This is a genomic window from Bartonella sp. CL70QHWL, from assembly GCF_042194855.1.
GTDB lineage: Bacteria > Pseudomonadota > Alphaproteobacteria > Rhizobiales > Rhizobiaceae > Bartonella.
In genome coordinates this window covers 1-16,265 of record NZ_JBHINJ010000003.1, presented here as the reverse complement: position 1 = coordinate 16,265, position 16,265 = coordinate 1, and the positions used below count along the sequence as shown (strand labels likewise).

The window sequence follows — 16,265 nt, the reverse complement described above, 5'->3', positions numbered from 1 at the left end:
TTACCTCTTATTTCAAACTTGACGTGAAAAATCAAATACAGTTTGCACAGGAATATGATCTGAAGGACGTTCCCATCCGCGCGCATCACGAAAAATAGAAAGATCTACAACAAAAGGTGCTAAATCTTGAGAAGACCAAACATGATCAAGCCGCCGCCCATAATCGGTAAATGCCCAATCGCGAGCACGATAACTCCACCATGTGTAAAGCTTGGTAGGAACAGGAATATGCAACCGCATCAGATCAACCCATCCACCTTGACAACACAAATCCTGTAAACGCTCGGTTTCAATGGGAGTATGGCTTACAACCTTCAACAATTGCTGATGAGACCAAACATCGTCTGCCAAAGGAGCAATATTTAAATCTCCCACCAAAAGAGAAGAAAGACCATCGCCGTGATCCGCACGAATGGAAGACATTTCTTCTAAAAAATCAAGCTTATGACGAAATTTTTCATTCACATCAGCATCAGGGATATCTCCCCCAGCAGGAACATAAAAATTATGAATCCGCAAGCTTCTCCCATGGGCTTCCACAATAACTGAGATATACCGGCAATCTTGGTTTTGACAAAAAAAACGTTTTTCTACCTTTTTAAAAGGCAAACGAGAAACAATAGCCACCCCGTTATAAGATTTTTGTCCACTCAATGCGATATGCTTATAACCCGCTGCTTCAAAAGCCTCCACTGGAAATAAAGCATCTGGACATTTTGTTTCCTGTAGACACAAAACATCTGCGGAAAAGAGTTCCAAATACTGAAAAACCTGTGCAAGACGCAAACGAATAGAATTAATATTCCAAGTCGCAATACGAAAGAACATTTGTTTTAATCCAAATAACGTAACACTCTTTCTTCATTTCTTCGAAGGAAGCGTGAACATCCCATTAGCGAACCGGACGTCTGTCCGCACATTCATAACCTGCACAGTAGTTTCCAAATTTTGTTGGTCAACAATTGTCCACTGCCGCAAAGCAGAGCCTTTAGAATCAAAAACCATCCTTATTTGCCCTGCCCCAATCGTTTTATCACGCAGAACAATCGTCACAGCCCCTGGATCTTCGCGAAATGCCAACAAGCGCCCAGAAGATACATCAATTTTATCATCCAACAAAAACTTCATTGGCGTTTGCGAAAGTTGTGAAAAGTTCCAAGTATTCAAAGCCCGATTGTTAATACCCACAAATTGGCCATCTGCAATAATTTGTAAAGGCATTTTTTTGTAAATGAAACGAATTTTCCCTGGACGCTCTAAATAAAATGTCCCCTGAGACATTTTTCCCTTTGGACTAAACTGAATAAAATCACCTGTCATTGTTTTGATTGCCGCAAAGTGATTCACAACATTTTGCGCCTTTATCACTTTATTAGATACTTGCGAAAAAACAGGAAAAGTTAAACACCAAAAGATAATAATTCCCACCAACCCAAAGATTCTTCTTTGCGGTAAAAAAGACGTTTTCATAAAAAATGCTCCCAAGCAATACTTAATTAACTTTATAATTCATAACTTAAGTGATCAACGACGAATAAATACCTATCTTTATAAGATAAAGATATTGTTTGAAAAAAATATCAAAAGATTTTCAAAAGTATTCTTCTTCGACAGTCTCCAAAACTTTTTGCTTACCCATATCATTTACTGGACTAATGATGCCTTCTTCTTCCATCCTTTTAATCAATGTTGCAGCACAGTTATAACCAATGCCTAAACGACATTGAATATAAGAAGTCGAAGCCTTACGATCACGAAGCACAATAGCAACAGCTTGACAATAGGAATCATCTGCTAAAGAAACATCCCTCTTTATTTCTTGCGATCTCTTTCGGTATCGTTTCCAAATAACCAGTCTGCGTTTATGTTTCCGAAATCATCAAATTTTCCTGCTTTTCTGCTGATTTTCTAAACGCATAATATATTCTTTCCCACCCCTAATCTATGAAGCAACATAAATTATAGTCAATACATAATGGATTAAGGACTAAACATATTACTCGCGAACCTGAAAGCTCTTTTAAGTGTCAAAAATGCTTTTTTGACTTCCTTCCCACCCAAAAGAATAAAAATCTTCATCCGAACCACTCTGTAAACAGTTTGGAGTTTAGCAAATTTCACTTAGCTTCCCACCCCATATAATTCATTTATATTAAGACTCGACAGATCAGCCTTGCCCTAAATATTTAGAGCGCACTTAAAAAGACACTTAAATACCAAACCTTACATGCTTTTACCCCCTCTACACTCGCAATGACATTATTTTATACCAAGATATTGATTTATAATAATTTATCTTTTTAACTTAAATCATAACGCCAAAGACAATAAGATTCTCTCATCACATACTCTCTCATATTGAATCAATTCAAATCATTTGCTTGCACGTTACAAGCAAGGTTGGTGTATGGATAAAAGTTATATAAGATAAAGAATCCCCTTATAAGGAGTCTCAAGTACCAAGGAGCTATCGCAAATTGAGAGCTGGGATATGAAAATGCAGACTTTCTACGATACAATAGGATAAACACTTGTTTTACAAGGTATTATAAAAAACAACTATAAATATTTTTCAAAAGCGTTCTTCTTCAGCCGGCACTAAAATTTCTCGTTTCCCTGCGTGATTTGCTGGACTAATAATACCTTCTTCTTCCATCCTCTCAATCAATGTCGCAGCGCGGTTATAACCAATGCCTAAACGGCGTTGAATATAAGAGGTTGAAGCCTTACGATCACGAAGCACAATAGCAACAGCTTGACTATAGGGATCATCTTCTGAAGGAGAAGACAAAGAAACATCAGCACCATCCTCTTCAACTTCTTGCGTAATTGTTTCTAAATAATCAGGTCGTGCTTGCTCTTTGAGATGCGCAACAACCTGCTCCACTTCATCATCTGCAACAAAAGGCCCATGCACACGCTGAATACGTCCTCCTCCCATCATAAAGAGCATATCTCCTTGTCCCAATAATTGCTCGGCCCCCTGTTCGCCTAAAATTGTTCGGCTATCAATTTTGGAACTCACAGAAAAAGAAATGCGTGTAGGAAAATTGGCTTTGATCGTCCCGGTAATAACATCGACGGAAGGACGCTGTGTCGCCATAATTACATGGATACCGGCAGCACGTGCCATTTGTGCTAAACGTTGAACCGCTCCTTCAATATCTTTCCCAGCAACCATCATCAAATCAGCCATTTCATCAATAATGACAACAATATAGGGCATAAGACTAAAATCAAGTGTTTCCGTTTCATAAAGAGGCTCACCGGTCTCGCGATCAAATCCAACTTGAATTGTCCGCACCATTGTCTCTCCCTGACTTGCAGCTTCCCTAAGACGTGCATTAAACCCATCAATATTACGAACGCCTAGTTTTGACATTTTACTATAGCGCTCTTCCATTTCACGAACAGCCCACTTTAAAGCAATCACGGCTTTTTTAGGATCTGTCACCACGGGTGTTAATAAATGGGGAATGCCATCATAAACCGAAAGCTCAAGCATTTTCGGGTCCACCATAATGAGACGACATTGTTCAGGTGTCATACGATAAAGCAATGATAAAATCATTGTATTGATAGCAACAGACTTTCCTGATCCTGTTGTACCAGCAACCAAAAGATGGGGCATTTTTGCTAAATCTGCAACAACAGCTTCTCCTCCGATTGTCTTACCCAAAGCAAGTCCTAGCTTTGCTTTGCTGTCAATAAATTCTTGCGCCTGCAACATTTCTCGTAAATAAACCATCTCACGCTTTGCATTAGGCAATTCTATTCCAATAACATTACGTCCTGGAACCACCGCAACACGCGCCGAAATCGCACGCATCGAGCGTGCAATATCATCTGCCAAACCAATGATACGGGAAGACTTAATGCCTGCAGCCGGTTCAAATTCATACAAAGTTACTACCGGTCCAGGACAAGCATCTATAATTTTTCCTTTGACCCCAAAATCTAACAAAACCCCTTCAAGTTCCTGAGAATTTGCTCTTAAAACAGCAGGAGAAAGTTTTGCATCCCTAACAGACGGTGGTGGAACCGAAAGATAATCTACAAGAGGAAGAACAAAACCACCATTTGAAGAAGCTGTTAAAGACTTTCGATTTTTAACAGGAGAAACATAGGCTTTATTTTGATTTTTCTCACACTTTACTTTTTCACCCAAAAAAGTTGGCTCAATCCGATCAAATGGCTTTCCTTGCCCTTTACTCTGAAAACGCCTTTTGAAACAGAATAAACGAAAAAAACGCGCTTGTAAAAAATAAAAAAGATGCAAAAGAGCGCCACAAGTTGTCGCAAAAAAACCATGATTTTCATGATCCTCCTCTGCGGCATATTCCGTATCTTCTTCCAACTCAAAGACTGGATTAACGATTTCGTCTTTTGGAATGCTTTTTTCTTTTCTTTTCTTTGTTCGACGCCGCCATATCACATTACCAGCAAAAGCAGCGGTGAAAAAACCTAAAAGAATAAAAACAACACTGAAAAACACCGTGTAAGGAGGAGAAAGAAAAAGAGGAAAGACTGAAGAAGCAACACTTAAAACTTTATCTCCTAAAACCCCTCCCAATCCCATTGGCAATGGCCAATAAGTAAAAGAAGCAACAGGTGACATAAGGGCAAAAGCAATTAAAAAACAAATCGTTGATAGCACCCATAAAAAAAAGCGCAAAGTCAAATTGTAGATATTCTTTTGCGCCAACAAGAGAAAAGACCAAAATAACGGTGGCAACAAAACAGAAAGACTTGCCAAGCCAAAAAACTGCATAATAAAATCTGAAAAAATTGCCCCCATCCACCCCATAAGGTTTGTAACCTCATTTGTACTTGCATGGGTTAAAGATGGATCCGCAACATTCCACGTCGCCAAAGCAAACACACAAAAAATAATAAAGCCCAAAAGCCCAAGCCCAATAAATACCCCTATCTGACGTAAAAACATCTCAATAAGACGCGAACCTTGAGAATTTCGCACTTCTAATGAATCATAAGGAGAAGAACTTCGGTGCATCTATCAATTCCAAATACAAAAATTTCATATTTTAAAGAGTTATAACTCCCTCTCTCTCTTAAAAAAGCATGAAGCTTAAACTCTGTGCCGATTTGTAAACAAATAGCCTGTAAACAATCCGACTTCTTATCTAGCGCGTTCTACCTTCTAACCACTTCATATCATTCATATACCACCACCCTAAGAGACAATCCTTCATAAGGCGCACAAAAAGCTCTCCCTGAATATTTATCAAACGATCAACCAAAAAACACCTCATGTGTAAAGTGTTACATGGGTGCTATAGGCACCTTCCTAAACAGATGATGTTTTTTACGCTACATCATGATAACGGCAAAATATGAATACTGTTTTAACCATCACGAATGACCACAATTTTTTATCTACCATACTAACGAAATGTCCCCCTTCAGGACAGGTATACTGAAGTAACTCACACAACTTAAAAAATACACGACATCTTTGTTTATTTTTAGTTTTCTTTTTTATCAACCAAGTGTAAAAAGAATTGAAGATGATATTCAAAAAAAAGCTTATCCGATAAATCTGTAAAATGAATCACATAAATGATTAAGCAGAAAAACTCTGAAAAATTAATCTACCATAAGATTGGCACTAAAAAGGAACCTCATTTTTATAAAAAGAGAGAGAGAAAAGTAAAAGTTAAGTTATTTTAGGCAATGTAAAAAGATATTCTTTTTAAAAGAAAGCAAACTGTAAACAATGGAAGAAGTATTGTGTGTTCTAATCGCAATAAAGACGTACAACCCAATAAAAAAATTAAATCTCATAAAACTAAACAATGTGATCTGCTCATTGCCGGAGGGGCAGCTGTCGGTTTAACCTTAGCGATAGCACTCAAGCAAACAGCCCCTAATCTGAAAATAAAAATCGTTGATGCTGCTCCACAAGGAGATCCCCCTGCTTCTAACATACGAACCATTGCCCTTGCTGCTGCTTCTATTCGTATGTTAAAACAATTACAATGTTGGGAACCTATAAAACCCTATGCGCAACCCATTCATTCAATGATCATCACAGATGCAAGCACTAGTGATCCTGTCAAACCCACCCTTTTAACCTTTGAAGGCGACATTACCCCCGGTGAGCCCTTTGCTGCTATGGTAGAGCATAGAGAACTCATCAACACTTTAAAAAAACGTGTCAAAGATCTCAATATCCCTGTTATTACAAACACGCGTGTCATTGATTTTCATCAAGAACACCAACATACAACCGTCACTTTAAATAATGAAGAGGTTTGGCAAACAAAATTGCTTATTGCAGCTGACGGAGCCCATTCGAAATTACGCCAAAAAGCTGGTCTGAAAAATTTTTCTCATCCCTATAAACAAACAGCAATCATCTGCACAGTTGAACATGAAAAACCCCATAATGGTCAAGCAATTCAACATTTTTTACCTGCCGGTCCTTTTGCTCTTCTCCCTCTCAAAGGCAACCGATCCGCCATTGTGTGGAATGAAGATCATAAAACTGCGCAATATTATCTCAAAGCTGATGCACTTATTTTTGAAACAGAACTCGAAAGACGCATTGGCCATCGGTTAGGCAAACTCTCTTGGGATGGCGAACGTCAAGCTTTTCCTTTGAGTCTTTCTTTAACACGTCAATGCGTTAAACCACGTTTTGCTCTCGTTGGCGATGCCGCCCATACCATCCACCCCATTGCAGGACAAGGACTCAATTTAGGATTACGCGATAGCGCTGCCCTCGCTGAAGTGATTATTGAAACAGCACGACTAGGTCTTGACATTGGCTCCCTCACGGCTTTAGAGCGCTATCAAAGCTGGAGACGTTTTGAAATTGTCCGTATGGCTTTAAGCAATGATTGGCTTAATAAACTCTTTTCTAATGATAGCCTTCTTTTACGGATGCTCCGCGATACCGGCCTTGGAATCATTAATCAAGCGCCAAAAATAAAAAAATACTTCATTCAAGAAGCTGCCGGACTCACTCCAAATGCCCCACGTCTTCTACACGGCTTCCCACTTTAAGAAAAAATTCATACTATTTTACAACCTTTGCCTTCCTCCTTCAAAGAACAAAAAATTCCTATCTCATCCAATCTGTTTACAAACCGGATTCCTGTCGAGTAATTTTTTCTTGACTTCCTCCTCCCATATTTCACTCAACATAAGACTCGACAAGCAAGCTACATTATGAGAATATTCACTACGCACTGAAAAAAACGTTTAATGTCTCAAAGAGGTTGTTGCTTTATATCACCACACTTTAAAAGAAGCCATTTCACGGCATAATAAAATAAACAAGACTTTTTAGCACACAACACTTTTATTTATAATAATAAGTTCATTGTTCTCATATTGAGTGAGAAATCTAAAGATCATAAAATACCCTTATTTCAAATCTCTCTACATGTTGAAGCAATCAAAATCATTCGCTTGCACATCACAAGCGAAAGTGTCGTATAAATAAAAACAATTAAACAAAGCGACAAAAGCCTCCCTCTCTCAAGAACTAAGGACTTTAGCAATATTGGAGGCGAGTAAAGTGTATAAGGACGCCGGCTTATACTTTTTATTGAAGTAAAAATGGTGGTGTACAATGAATTTTATATGATCATAGGGGCTTTTACGTTATACTATTCACGAGAAGCGCCATAAAATAAGCTTAGTTGCATTGAAAAATTTTTCTTTTAAAAAAGCGCGTAAATTGGAAACACAAATGCATTCCGTTTGGGGCATTCTGTTTCTCAGACAAACCCTTTAACTTATTGTGGAATACCACACAATTTTAGAAAAAATATTCCGATATATAACAAAGTGTTCCGCACGCTATACCATCACACACAATTGTAAACCTGCATACCCCCCCTATTTCACACCATAAAAGAAGATAAACCGCAATAGAAATGATCCAATCCTTTTATTTTCAAATACACTCTTTATTCATTATTCATAAACGCTCATAAATGAATTTTAATCACAAACGCTCAGAAATATGTCATAAATTCTATAAAACCCATAACAGCCATAGAAATTTTCCATTTTCTACACACTCACTCATCTCAACTAACGATAAATAAAGTAAATGCCTCATATATAATCTTACAGAAAAAAGCCCAAACAAAATCTATAACATCAGGCTTGTTCTACAGAACAGTATTTCAAAAATATAAGTATACTAATTTATTAACATATTAATTGATAAAATTATCATTTTACATATTGAGTTAAAATCCCTATGCAATAAATTATTCTCATTTCGACCATTTTTGTAAATAATCAATAAAACTCTTTATTTACATAGACTAAAAAGAGCAACGTTAATGAAACGATAAAAAGAAGTAAAATACCCCCCTCTCTCAAATGCCAAAAGCAATTACAATATTTCAACCTGGCATCATCATTATGCTTGCCAGATTATGACAACAAGACCTTTTGCATTTAAATAAATTTGTTCACGCTCCCTATTGTCGTATTTGGTAACTCAATACTTTAATATATTTGTTCAGTATGTTTATACAATCAAATTACCCAAAAGAGCATACTTCTTGCATTTACATTCCTTAGTATTCCCTTATCTTGTAAATATCGCACACGTGTTACGTTACTTCGAGTTCATCAAGTGTATACCCATTCTCCAACCACTCTTTAATCCACTTAGGTCTACGTCCACGCCCATTCCATAATTCCCATTGGTTATTGGGATTTCTATAATGGCGCTCTTTGCTCACAAGATCAGCGATATCAATTCCATGGGCATTAGCAATTTCAAGAATTTTTCGTCGCGCATTTTGCTTTTCCTTTGCTTGCCGTTTTTTTAATTCCACATCGATTTGTGTACGCATCTCTTGTAGCTCATCAAAATTCATATTCTTGAGATCATTCACCTTAATTACTCCCCTTGCAAAAAAGAATTTCTTTTTGCCATATTTTAAACACAATTATAGACAATTTCTGTCCATTTATTATCGAAATTAAAATTACGATACATATATCACTTTGACGGAGATGTGCTTTGAGCCACAAAGAACTGTTTATTGGTATATCAACTACCACCACTGCATCTTTTTTCAGTTCAATTACTGGAACTACTAAATGCAGTGCTCAAACACCATCACACCTCTCTGACTCTCATGAATCAGTAGTCAAAAGTAAATATAAATCGTCACTCTATAAATTATGGCAATACGCAACAAAGAACAAGCCCTCTCTGTATAATGATAGTGTAGTTCATTATAACAGTAAAACCTCCCCTTACACACAACGGCTTTTTACTTCGTATAAATTTTTTTTGAAAAAATTTTTGCAACTAGAGAATTATATAAAACAAGCAGCTTCAATACAGTATCAAAGATTATTATTTTTTAAAAGCAGCGCCTTTTTTCGTGATTCCAATAATATTGGTTGGCGTAATGTGCTCTGTTTTATTCAACACTTTTATCTCGTTGGTTGGATATTCGCATATATTAGAAATCTTCTTAGAAGAGAACAAAGCAATAATCACAAGGAATATTCTAAGCTAAACAATCTCATTCTGCAAATTTATAAAATCAAAAGACAACGAGAAAAAGCACCACAAAGAATTAGCATTTTTATTAATAAAATTCTTCGTAATAAGGTGTATTGCTAATGATTGTTCCAGATTTCACATTTTTTGCTGCTGCATACATATCCAATACGCCCCCCATAGCATTTTCAGTTATCGCCAAACAAGAAGCGCGGGACAATGTCTATGTAACAGATGATAAAGATAACTTGTTCTATCAATCATCTCAGCTTAAGGAAACAATCGCAACAGCTGAACAGAGTGAACATAATTTTAACATAATTTTAGGGCAAATTGGTGTTGGAAATGTGAAATTGTTTTCTCTTTTTGATGCATTTGATTTTTGCAGAAATCTTACAGCTGCACAAAGCGCTTTAACTTACTGCTATGAACAAACAACATCAAAGTGCGTCTTTGAAAAAGCGACTTTGCAGTCTGTGCTGAATTTTTACAATACAGAAAACTCAAGCCACACCCGTATGCAAAAAATTACTTCATATGTTGGAGTAAAAGCTGCTGTGCGAGGAAATGAAGACTTGCAGGAGCCTGTAAAGCTTAAAAAAGAAGAACCAGAACAGACAACTAAAGTAGATTCTCTTTCTCTCTCTTCAAAAGGAGAAGAAGATGCGTTTACACATAAAGAAAGTAGCGCCCGCGATGCTTTTTCAGCTGAAGATTTTTCTTCATCGAGAAGATCGCAGAGTGAGGACTGATATTTTCACGAAACTCCAGAAATTTGATAGGATATTATAATGAAGGGTAGATAAGAAAATGTTAAAGCTCTAATTAGTAGGATTGAACAAAATCTCTTCTAATTGAGGGCAAAGATGATGAAAATGATAGAACAAAACAGCGTTGATATAGCATTTAGTCAAAAAGCAGCACGTGAGATTACAGTCGTGATGCTTTCAGAAAGAGAATGGTATTTCACGTTTATTTCCGACGATCCAATCACCGGAAAGCCAAATAAATATACGTTACTTACACAAAGAGGAAAACTAAGAACTTGGGCTGATCCAAAATATCTTTTTAAGTTTCTTCATGAACGAGGGGTCATTTGTGGGAGTTTTAATCTTAATCAGGATAAAGGACATGAAACAATTAAATATTCTTCACACAACAGCTCGTAATAAAATTGCTGCATTTTCTGCAGCTTTAACCGTATTTTTTATGGCCAGTTCTGCTCATGCACAAGCCAAAGTCAAAACTTTACAAAATGCATCGGACGCTCTAACAGCTTTACAGACAGACTTAAAAGTGATTATCCCTATCGCTGCTGCTGTTATACTTTTATGCCTAGCAATTGGTTATGCAGGGCGTTACATCGGAAAAGACACATTTGTACGGTGGGCAATCGGTGTTGTCATCGCAGGTTCTGCAACCCAACTTGTTACTTTGCTATTTAAAACAGCGTAATGATGGCATCAATTATAAAATACAATATATTTATTTGTATAAAAATATTATCTAGATTTTAATAAGAGTAAAATATGAAAAAATTAACTAGTATTCAATCGAAAAGTAACAACAAAATCATCGCAATTTCTGCTGCTATGACTGCATTCTTTATAAATAGTTCTGTTCATGCACAAGCCGCAAAAGTTTTAACAAATGCATCGACTGCTCTAAAGGATTTACAGACAGACTTAAAAATAATTATCCCTATCGCTGCTGCTGTTATACTTTTATGTTTAGCAATTGGTTATGCAGGGCGCTATATCGGAAAAGATACTTTTGTACGATGGGCAATCGGTGTTGTCATCGCAGGTTCTGCAACCCAACTTGTTACTATGCTATTTAAAACAGCATAATGATGGCATCAATTATAAAATATAATATGTTTATTTGTATAAAAATATTATCTAGATTTTAATAAGAGTAAAATATGAAAAGATTAAATAGTATTCAATCGAAAAGTAACAACAAAATCATCGCAATTTCTGCAACTATGATTGCGTTCTTTATGAATAATTCTGCTTACGCCGCCAAAGCGAGTGTTTTAACAAATGCAGAGGGCGCTTTAGAAGGTTTACAGACAGACTTAAAAGTGATTATCCCTATCGCTGCTGCTGTTATACTGTTGTGCTTAGCAATTGGCTATGCAGGGCGCTATATCGGAAAAGACACATTTGTACGGTGGGCAATCGGTGTTGTCATCGCAGGTTCTGCAGCCCAACTTGTTTCACTGCTATTTAAACCATAATAGCGTTAATTATAAATAATACAACACAATACGTTTATACGATAGATAGTCAGTTGTGCCCTCTACAACAAAACTTACTACAATACTATTGAAAGGTATTCATGAATCAGTATAATACGTAATGTTTTTAACATCCATCGATTATAGGTGTGTGCCAGTAATAATGTAGTCATACTGAAAAAAGGAATATTATTTATAGCAACTTTAATTAAAAGGGGATAAAGGATATGAAACAATCAAATACGTTTCAAGCGAAAACGTACAACAGGATTAATGTTATTATTATCACTTCAATGATGTTATTAATAACGCAATCTGCATATGCTCAGACGGAAACAGAGAGCTTGGATGCCTTCATAGGAATGCAATATGGATTAAGTATATTTATTCCTATCGTCGCTATCATTATTCTTTTATTACTTTTGCTTATTTATATATTTCGCATCATCGCAAGAGCTACATTTATGCGATGGGCATTCAGTGTCATTATTGCTGGTGCAGCCTTTTATATTAGCCACATATTATTTTACCTCCACTAACAAGAGCACCCCATGAAATCGCAAGAAAAAAAAGAATTCCCCCTATTCAAGGGAGCAACACGTGTTCCAACGATATGGGGTGTCCCCATGATGCCATTTATCGTTATGGTTATGGGGGTCGCTGTTATTGCCATGACAGTAAGTATCTTTTTGTGGATTATGGCACCTCCATTATGGTTCATTATGGTGCAAATTACTAAAAACGATGATAAGGCGTTTCGTATTTGGTGGTTATGGATAGATACTAAGTTTCGCAATCGCAATAAAGGTTTTTGGGGCGCATCAAGTTATAGTCCCTCTGATTATAGTAAAAGGAGATAAACATGACAGCTGTTGAAAGCAGCAAACGCCTTGCATCAGAGACACCTGTAAGCCTGTTTCTGCCTTATTCACATCATATTACAGATACGATTATTTCTACTAAAAATGCGGAATATTTGTCAATTTGGAAAATTGATGGGCGTTCGCATCAAAGCGCTTCAGAAGAAGATATTTTTCAATGGATAAAAGAGCTTAACAATACTCTACGGGGTCTTGCATCAGCCAATTTATCATTTTGGACGCATATTGTGCGCCGTCGTGTTTATGAATATCCCGATTCAACATTTGATCAAATGTTTTGCTATCAACTTGATGAAAAATATCGGCAAAGCTTTACTGGTTATAATTTGATGGTCAATGATTTATATCTGACTGTTATTTTTCAACCGATAGCGGATAAAATTATGTCGTTCTTTTCTCAACATGAACGAGAAACGCTTGATCAGAAAAAGATGCGACAAGACACATGTATCAAAGAACTCAATGACATCAACCGTACTTTAGGCCAATCTTTAAACCGTTACGGTGCAGAACTTCTTGGTGCTTATGAAAAAAATGGGCATGTTTATTCTTCTGCACTTGAATTCCTTGGAATGCTTGTCAATGGTGAATATCGCCCTATGCCAATTTGCCATGACCGTTTTTCCGACTATATGTCTATCAATCGACCTTTTTTCTCAAAATGGGGTGCTCTTGGTGAACTGCGAACAACCAGTGGAATGCGTCGATTTGGAATGCTGGAAATTAAAGAATATGATGCAACAACCAAACCAGGACAATTAAATGTTTTGTTGGAAAGTGACTTCGAGTTCGTATTGACGCAGAGCTTTTCAGTACTCTCTCGACATGCTGCTAAAGACTATTTACAACGGCATCAGCGTAATCTTATTGATGCACGAGATGTAGCAACGAGCCAAATTGAACAAATTGACGAAGCACTAAACCAGCTTATCAGTGGGCATTTTGTCATGGGAGAACATCACTGCACATTGACTATCTATGGTGATACAATTCAACAAGTACGCGACCATATGGCCAAAGCGAGTGCAGCATTACTAGACGTTGCGGTACTGCCCAAACCTGTAGACTTAGCGATAGAAGCTGGCTATTGGGCACAACTTCCTGGCAATTGGAAATGGAGACCACGTCCTGCTCCGATTACATCATTGAACTTTTTATCATTTTCATCTTTTCATAATTTTATGTCAGGAAAACCCACTGGCAACCCATGGGGACCAGCCGTCACAATTCTTAAAACAACCAGTAAAACACCGCTTTATTTCAATTTTCATGCCTCCAAACTTGAAGAGGACTCGACAGATAAACGTTTACTTGGTAATACCGCACTTATCGGACAATCTGGTTCCGGTAAAACCGTGTTACTCGGCTTTTTGTTAGCACAAGCACAAAAATTTAAGCCGACAACTGTTGTTTTTGATAAAGATCGTGGCATGGAAATTGCCATTCGGGCTATGGGTGGAAAATATTTAACATTCAAGCCAGGCAGGAGAAGTGGTTTCAATCCTTTCCAACTCCCACCCACACAAGAAAATCTTATTTTTCTGAAACAATTTGTTAAAAAATTGGCAGAAGCTGGTGGTGAGGTCACGCATCACGACGAGGAAGAAATTAACAAAGCGGTTATGTCTGTTATGAGCAGTAACATTGACCAATCACTCCGTCGTTTGTCCTTTCTGGTACAATTTTTACCAAATCCGCGTTTAAGTGATTATAATGCTCATCCTTCTGTTCATGCTCGCTTACTAAAATGGTGTGAAGGTGGTGATTATGGATGGTTATTTGATAATCCCCATGATGCTCTTGATCTCTCAACACATCAAATTTACGGCTTTGATATCACGGAATTTTTAGATAATTTTGAAACTCGCACTCCAGTGATGATGTATTTGCTTTACCGCACAGAAGGCATGATTAGCGGACAGCGATTTATGTATATCTTTGATGAGTTTTGGAAGCCTTTGCAAGATCCCTACTTTGAAGATTTAGCGAAAAATAAACAAAAGACTATCCGTAAACAAAATGGTATTTTTGTTTATGCAACACAAGAGCCTAGCGATGCCTTGGAAAGTAATATTGCCAAAACACTCATTCAACAGTGTGCAACTTACATTTTTCTAGCCAACCCCAAAGCAAACTATGAAGATTATACAAAAGGCTTTAAACTAACAGATAGCGAATTTGAACTCGTTAAAGGACTTGGTGAGTTTAGTCGCCAATTCCTCATTAAGCAGGGCGATCAATCTGCGCTTGCAGAACTGAATCTTGGTAAATTCCATCTGACACGCGATGGAAGAACCATCGAACACGACTTTAGTGACGAGCTCTTGGTGTTATCAGGTACACCTGATAACGCAGAATTAGCCGAAAGCATTATCGCGGAAGTTGGTGATGATCCAGCAATATGGTTGCCAATTTTCTTACAGCACGCAAAAAATGACAGGAGGGAAACATGAAAAAAAAGGTCATTTCAATAGTAGTTGTAATAACTTTAGGGATTCCAAACCCAGCAATGGCCTGGGTTTTTGGCGCTGGAGTAGCGGATTTGTCGGCATCAATTCCAACGACGTGGCCCAATTTTTTTGGGAGTTCAAAAACATCAAAGAAAACACCTCCACAACAAAAGAAAGCGCCACCTGATGCCCAACTTCTCGATATGCTAAAAAAACAACTTGAGGAAACAAAAAAGATATACGAATCTATAACGGGAAGCCAAAAACTCGACACTAAAAAACTTAAAAGTGCACAAACAGATCATAGCAGTTTTTTTCTCAAAAATCCAGAAACGCTCTACAATAGAAATGAATCTTCAGCGCTATCTACATCACTTAAAAAGATTTTAAAAGAAGAAGAAATTCCTATTTCTATCCATGAATCTAGCAGTTTTATCAACGATCGTATTCAATATGCAGCCATCACTGATAAAGCCGTAAGTTTAAAGACTTTTGAAGAAGCAAACTATCGTTTTCAGCAAATTGAAGAACTATTAAATGAAATCAAGACAACAAAAGATCTAAAAAGTATTGCTGAGTTACAAGCATATATAATTGGAATGCTCGCTAAGCTACAAAATGAAACAGCAAAACTACAAATGGTCGCACATTTACGCAACGCTGAACATGCACTTATCAAACAGCAGAAGGACAAACATAACATAAAAATTTTAAATAGTAAAAACACGAAAATGCCTACCATAAGATTTATTAGATAAAGCTTTTTGTAACAATATTTCGTTGTATTATTTTTCTTGTATGCTCGAAAAAAGAAAAAGTTAATGTATAATATTCAGTCCTTTCTCATAAACTGAAAAGGTCTATGAAATTTAATTCCATCCTAAAAAAATCAACAAAAAATGCTTAAAAATCATATAAAAAGTTGAAAATTCATTAAAGAGGAATTCCATGGACTTTACAGTGTTCACGCAACTTTTCAATAAAATTGATCAGATAACAAAAACATATGTCACGGATCTTTCCTCAAAAACAATAGCTACAATTACACCCTTTGTTTCAATCGGTATCACAATCGCTTTCATCATCTATGGTTGGCTCATCATTCGGGGCGCTATAGATATGCCTCTCTCCGGATTTGTAAATCGTTTCCTACGGATAAGTATTATTACTTCAATAGCTCTTAC

Annotated in this window: 16 protein-coding genes and 1 pseudogene; 12 read left to right on the top strand and 5 right to left on the bottom strand. The window is 36.9% G+C overall.

Going from position 1 to position 16,265, the window contains the following annotated elements; translation table 11 throughout:
- Window positions 1-12: 12 nt before the first annotated feature.
- The 4 genes and pseudogenes from ACFIJZ_RS02080 to ACFIJZ_RS02065 form a co-directional block, all read right to left on the bottom strand.
- Complete coding sequence (locus ACFIJZ_RS02080; RefSeq protein ID WP_375630905.1) at window positions 13-828, bottom strand: exodeoxyribonuclease III; 816 nt, start codon at window positions 826-828, stop codon at window positions 13-15.
- A 33-nt stretch (window positions 829-861) separates the two neighbouring features.
- Window positions 862-1,470, bottom strand: a complete 609-nt coding sequence (locus ACFIJZ_RS02075) for an outer-membrane lipoprotein carrier protein LolA (protein WP_273790530.1) — start codon at window positions 1,468-1,470, stop codon at window positions 862-864.
- A 121-nt stretch (window positions 1,471-1,591) separates the two neighbouring features.
- Window positions 1,592-1,850, bottom strand: a pseudogene (locus ACFIJZ_RS02070) (DNA translocase FtsK); the annotation flags it as partial.
- Between the two features lie 722 nt (window positions 1,851-2,572).
- Entirely contained in the window at window positions 2,573-5,014 is a 2,442-nt protein-coding gene (locus ACFIJZ_RS02065) for a DNA translocase FtsK 4TM domain-containing protein (protein WP_375630904.1), read from the bottom strand.
- A 737-nt stretch (window positions 5,015-5,751) separates the two neighbouring features.
- Between ACFIJZ_RS02065 and ACFIJZ_RS02060 the strand changes: the two genes are divergently transcribed.
- A complete protein-coding gene (locus ACFIJZ_RS02060; protein ID WP_375630903.1) occupies window positions 5,752-7,029 on the top strand; it encodes a ubiquinone biosynthesis hydroxylase in 1,278 nt (425 codons plus the stop codon).
- Between the two features lie 1,571 nt (window positions 7,030-8,600).
- Here the strand turns inward: ACFIJZ_RS02060 and ACFIJZ_RS02055 are convergent.
- Window positions 8,601-8,888 (bottom strand): H-NS family nucleoid-associated regulatory protein, encoded by a 288-nt coding sequence (locus tag ACFIJZ_RS02055; protein ID WP_015857007.1) that lies wholly within the window; start codon window positions 8,886-8,888, stop codon window positions 8,601-8,603.
- Between the two features lie 128 nt (window positions 8,889-9,016).
- Here ACFIJZ_RS02055 and ACFIJZ_RS02050 point away from each other — a divergent pair, with 128 nt between their 5' ends.
- The 11 genes from ACFIJZ_RS02050 to ACFIJZ_RS02000 all read left to right on the top strand — a co-directional run.
- Complete coding sequence (locus tag ACFIJZ_RS02050; RefSeq protein WP_375630902.1) at window positions 9,017-9,631, top strand: hypothetical protein; 615 nt, start codon at window positions 9,017-9,019, stop codon at window positions 9,629-9,631.
- The gene (locus ACFIJZ_RS02045) at window positions 9,631-10,260 is read left to right on the top strand and encodes a TrwN protein (protein WP_375630901.1); all 630 of its coding nucleotides are present in this window, start codon (window positions 9,631-9,633) and stop codon (window positions 10,258-10,260) included. Before ACFIJZ_RS02050 ends, ACFIJZ_RS02045 begins: the two co-directional genes overlap by 1 nt.
- A gap of 117 nt (window positions 10,261-10,377) precedes the next feature.
- A complete protein-coding gene (gene korA, locus ACFIJZ_RS02040) occupies window positions 10,378-10,677 on the top strand; it encodes a KorA family transcriptional regulator (protein WP_375630977.1) in 300 nt (99 codons plus the stop codon).
- Window positions 10,640-10,963 (top strand): VirB2 family type IV secretion system major pilin TrwL, encoded by a 324-nt coding sequence (gene trwL / locus ACFIJZ_RS02035; protein ID WP_375630900.1) that lies wholly within the window; start codon window positions 10,640-10,642, stop codon window positions 10,961-10,963. Before korA ends, trwL (ACFIJZ_RS02035) begins: the two co-directional genes overlap by 38 nt.
- A 74-nt stretch (window positions 10,964-11,037) precedes the next feature.
- Complete coding sequence (trwL, locus tag ACFIJZ_RS02030; RefSeq protein ID WP_375630899.1) at window positions 11,038-11,358, top strand: VirB2 family type IV secretion system major pilin TrwL; 321 nt, start codon at window positions 11,038-11,040, stop codon at window positions 11,356-11,358.
- Window positions 11,359-11,432: 74 nt separating this feature from the next.
- Window positions 11,433-11,750, top strand: coding sequence for a VirB2 family type IV secretion system major pilin TrwL (gene trwL / locus ACFIJZ_RS02025; protein ID WP_375630898.1), 318 nt, complete (start codon window positions 11,433-11,435; stop codon window positions 11,748-11,750).
- Between the two features lie 227 nt (window positions 11,751-11,977).
- Window positions 11,978-12,289, top strand: a complete 312-nt coding sequence (locus ACFIJZ_RS02020) for a conjugal transfer protein (RefSeq protein ID WP_375630897.1) — start codon at window positions 11,978-11,980, stop codon at window positions 12,287-12,289.
- 12 nt (window positions 12,290-12,301) lie between these two features.
- Complete coding sequence (locus ACFIJZ_RS02015) at window positions 12,302-12,610, top strand: type IV secretion system protein VirB3 (RefSeq protein WP_175869113.1); 309 nt, start codon at window positions 12,302-12,304, stop codon at window positions 12,608-12,610.
- 2 nt (window positions 12,611-12,612) lie between these two features.
- Window positions 12,613-15,084, top strand: a complete 2,472-nt coding sequence (locus tag ACFIJZ_RS02010; RefSeq protein WP_375630896.1) for a VirB4 family type IV secretion/conjugal transfer ATPase — start codon at window positions 12,613-12,615, stop codon at window positions 15,082-15,084.
- Window positions 15,081-15,839, top strand: coding sequence for a type IV secretion system protein (locus tag ACFIJZ_RS02005; protein ID WP_375630895.1), 759 nt, complete (start codon window positions 15,081-15,083; stop codon window positions 15,837-15,839). Before ACFIJZ_RS02010 ends, ACFIJZ_RS02005 begins: the two co-directional genes overlap by 4 nt.
- Window positions 15,840-16,029: 190 nt before the next feature.
- The coding region (locus tag ACFIJZ_RS02000) for a type IV secretion system protein (RefSeq protein WP_375630894.1) at window positions 16,030-16,265 on the top strand (236 nt) is incomplete at its 3' end.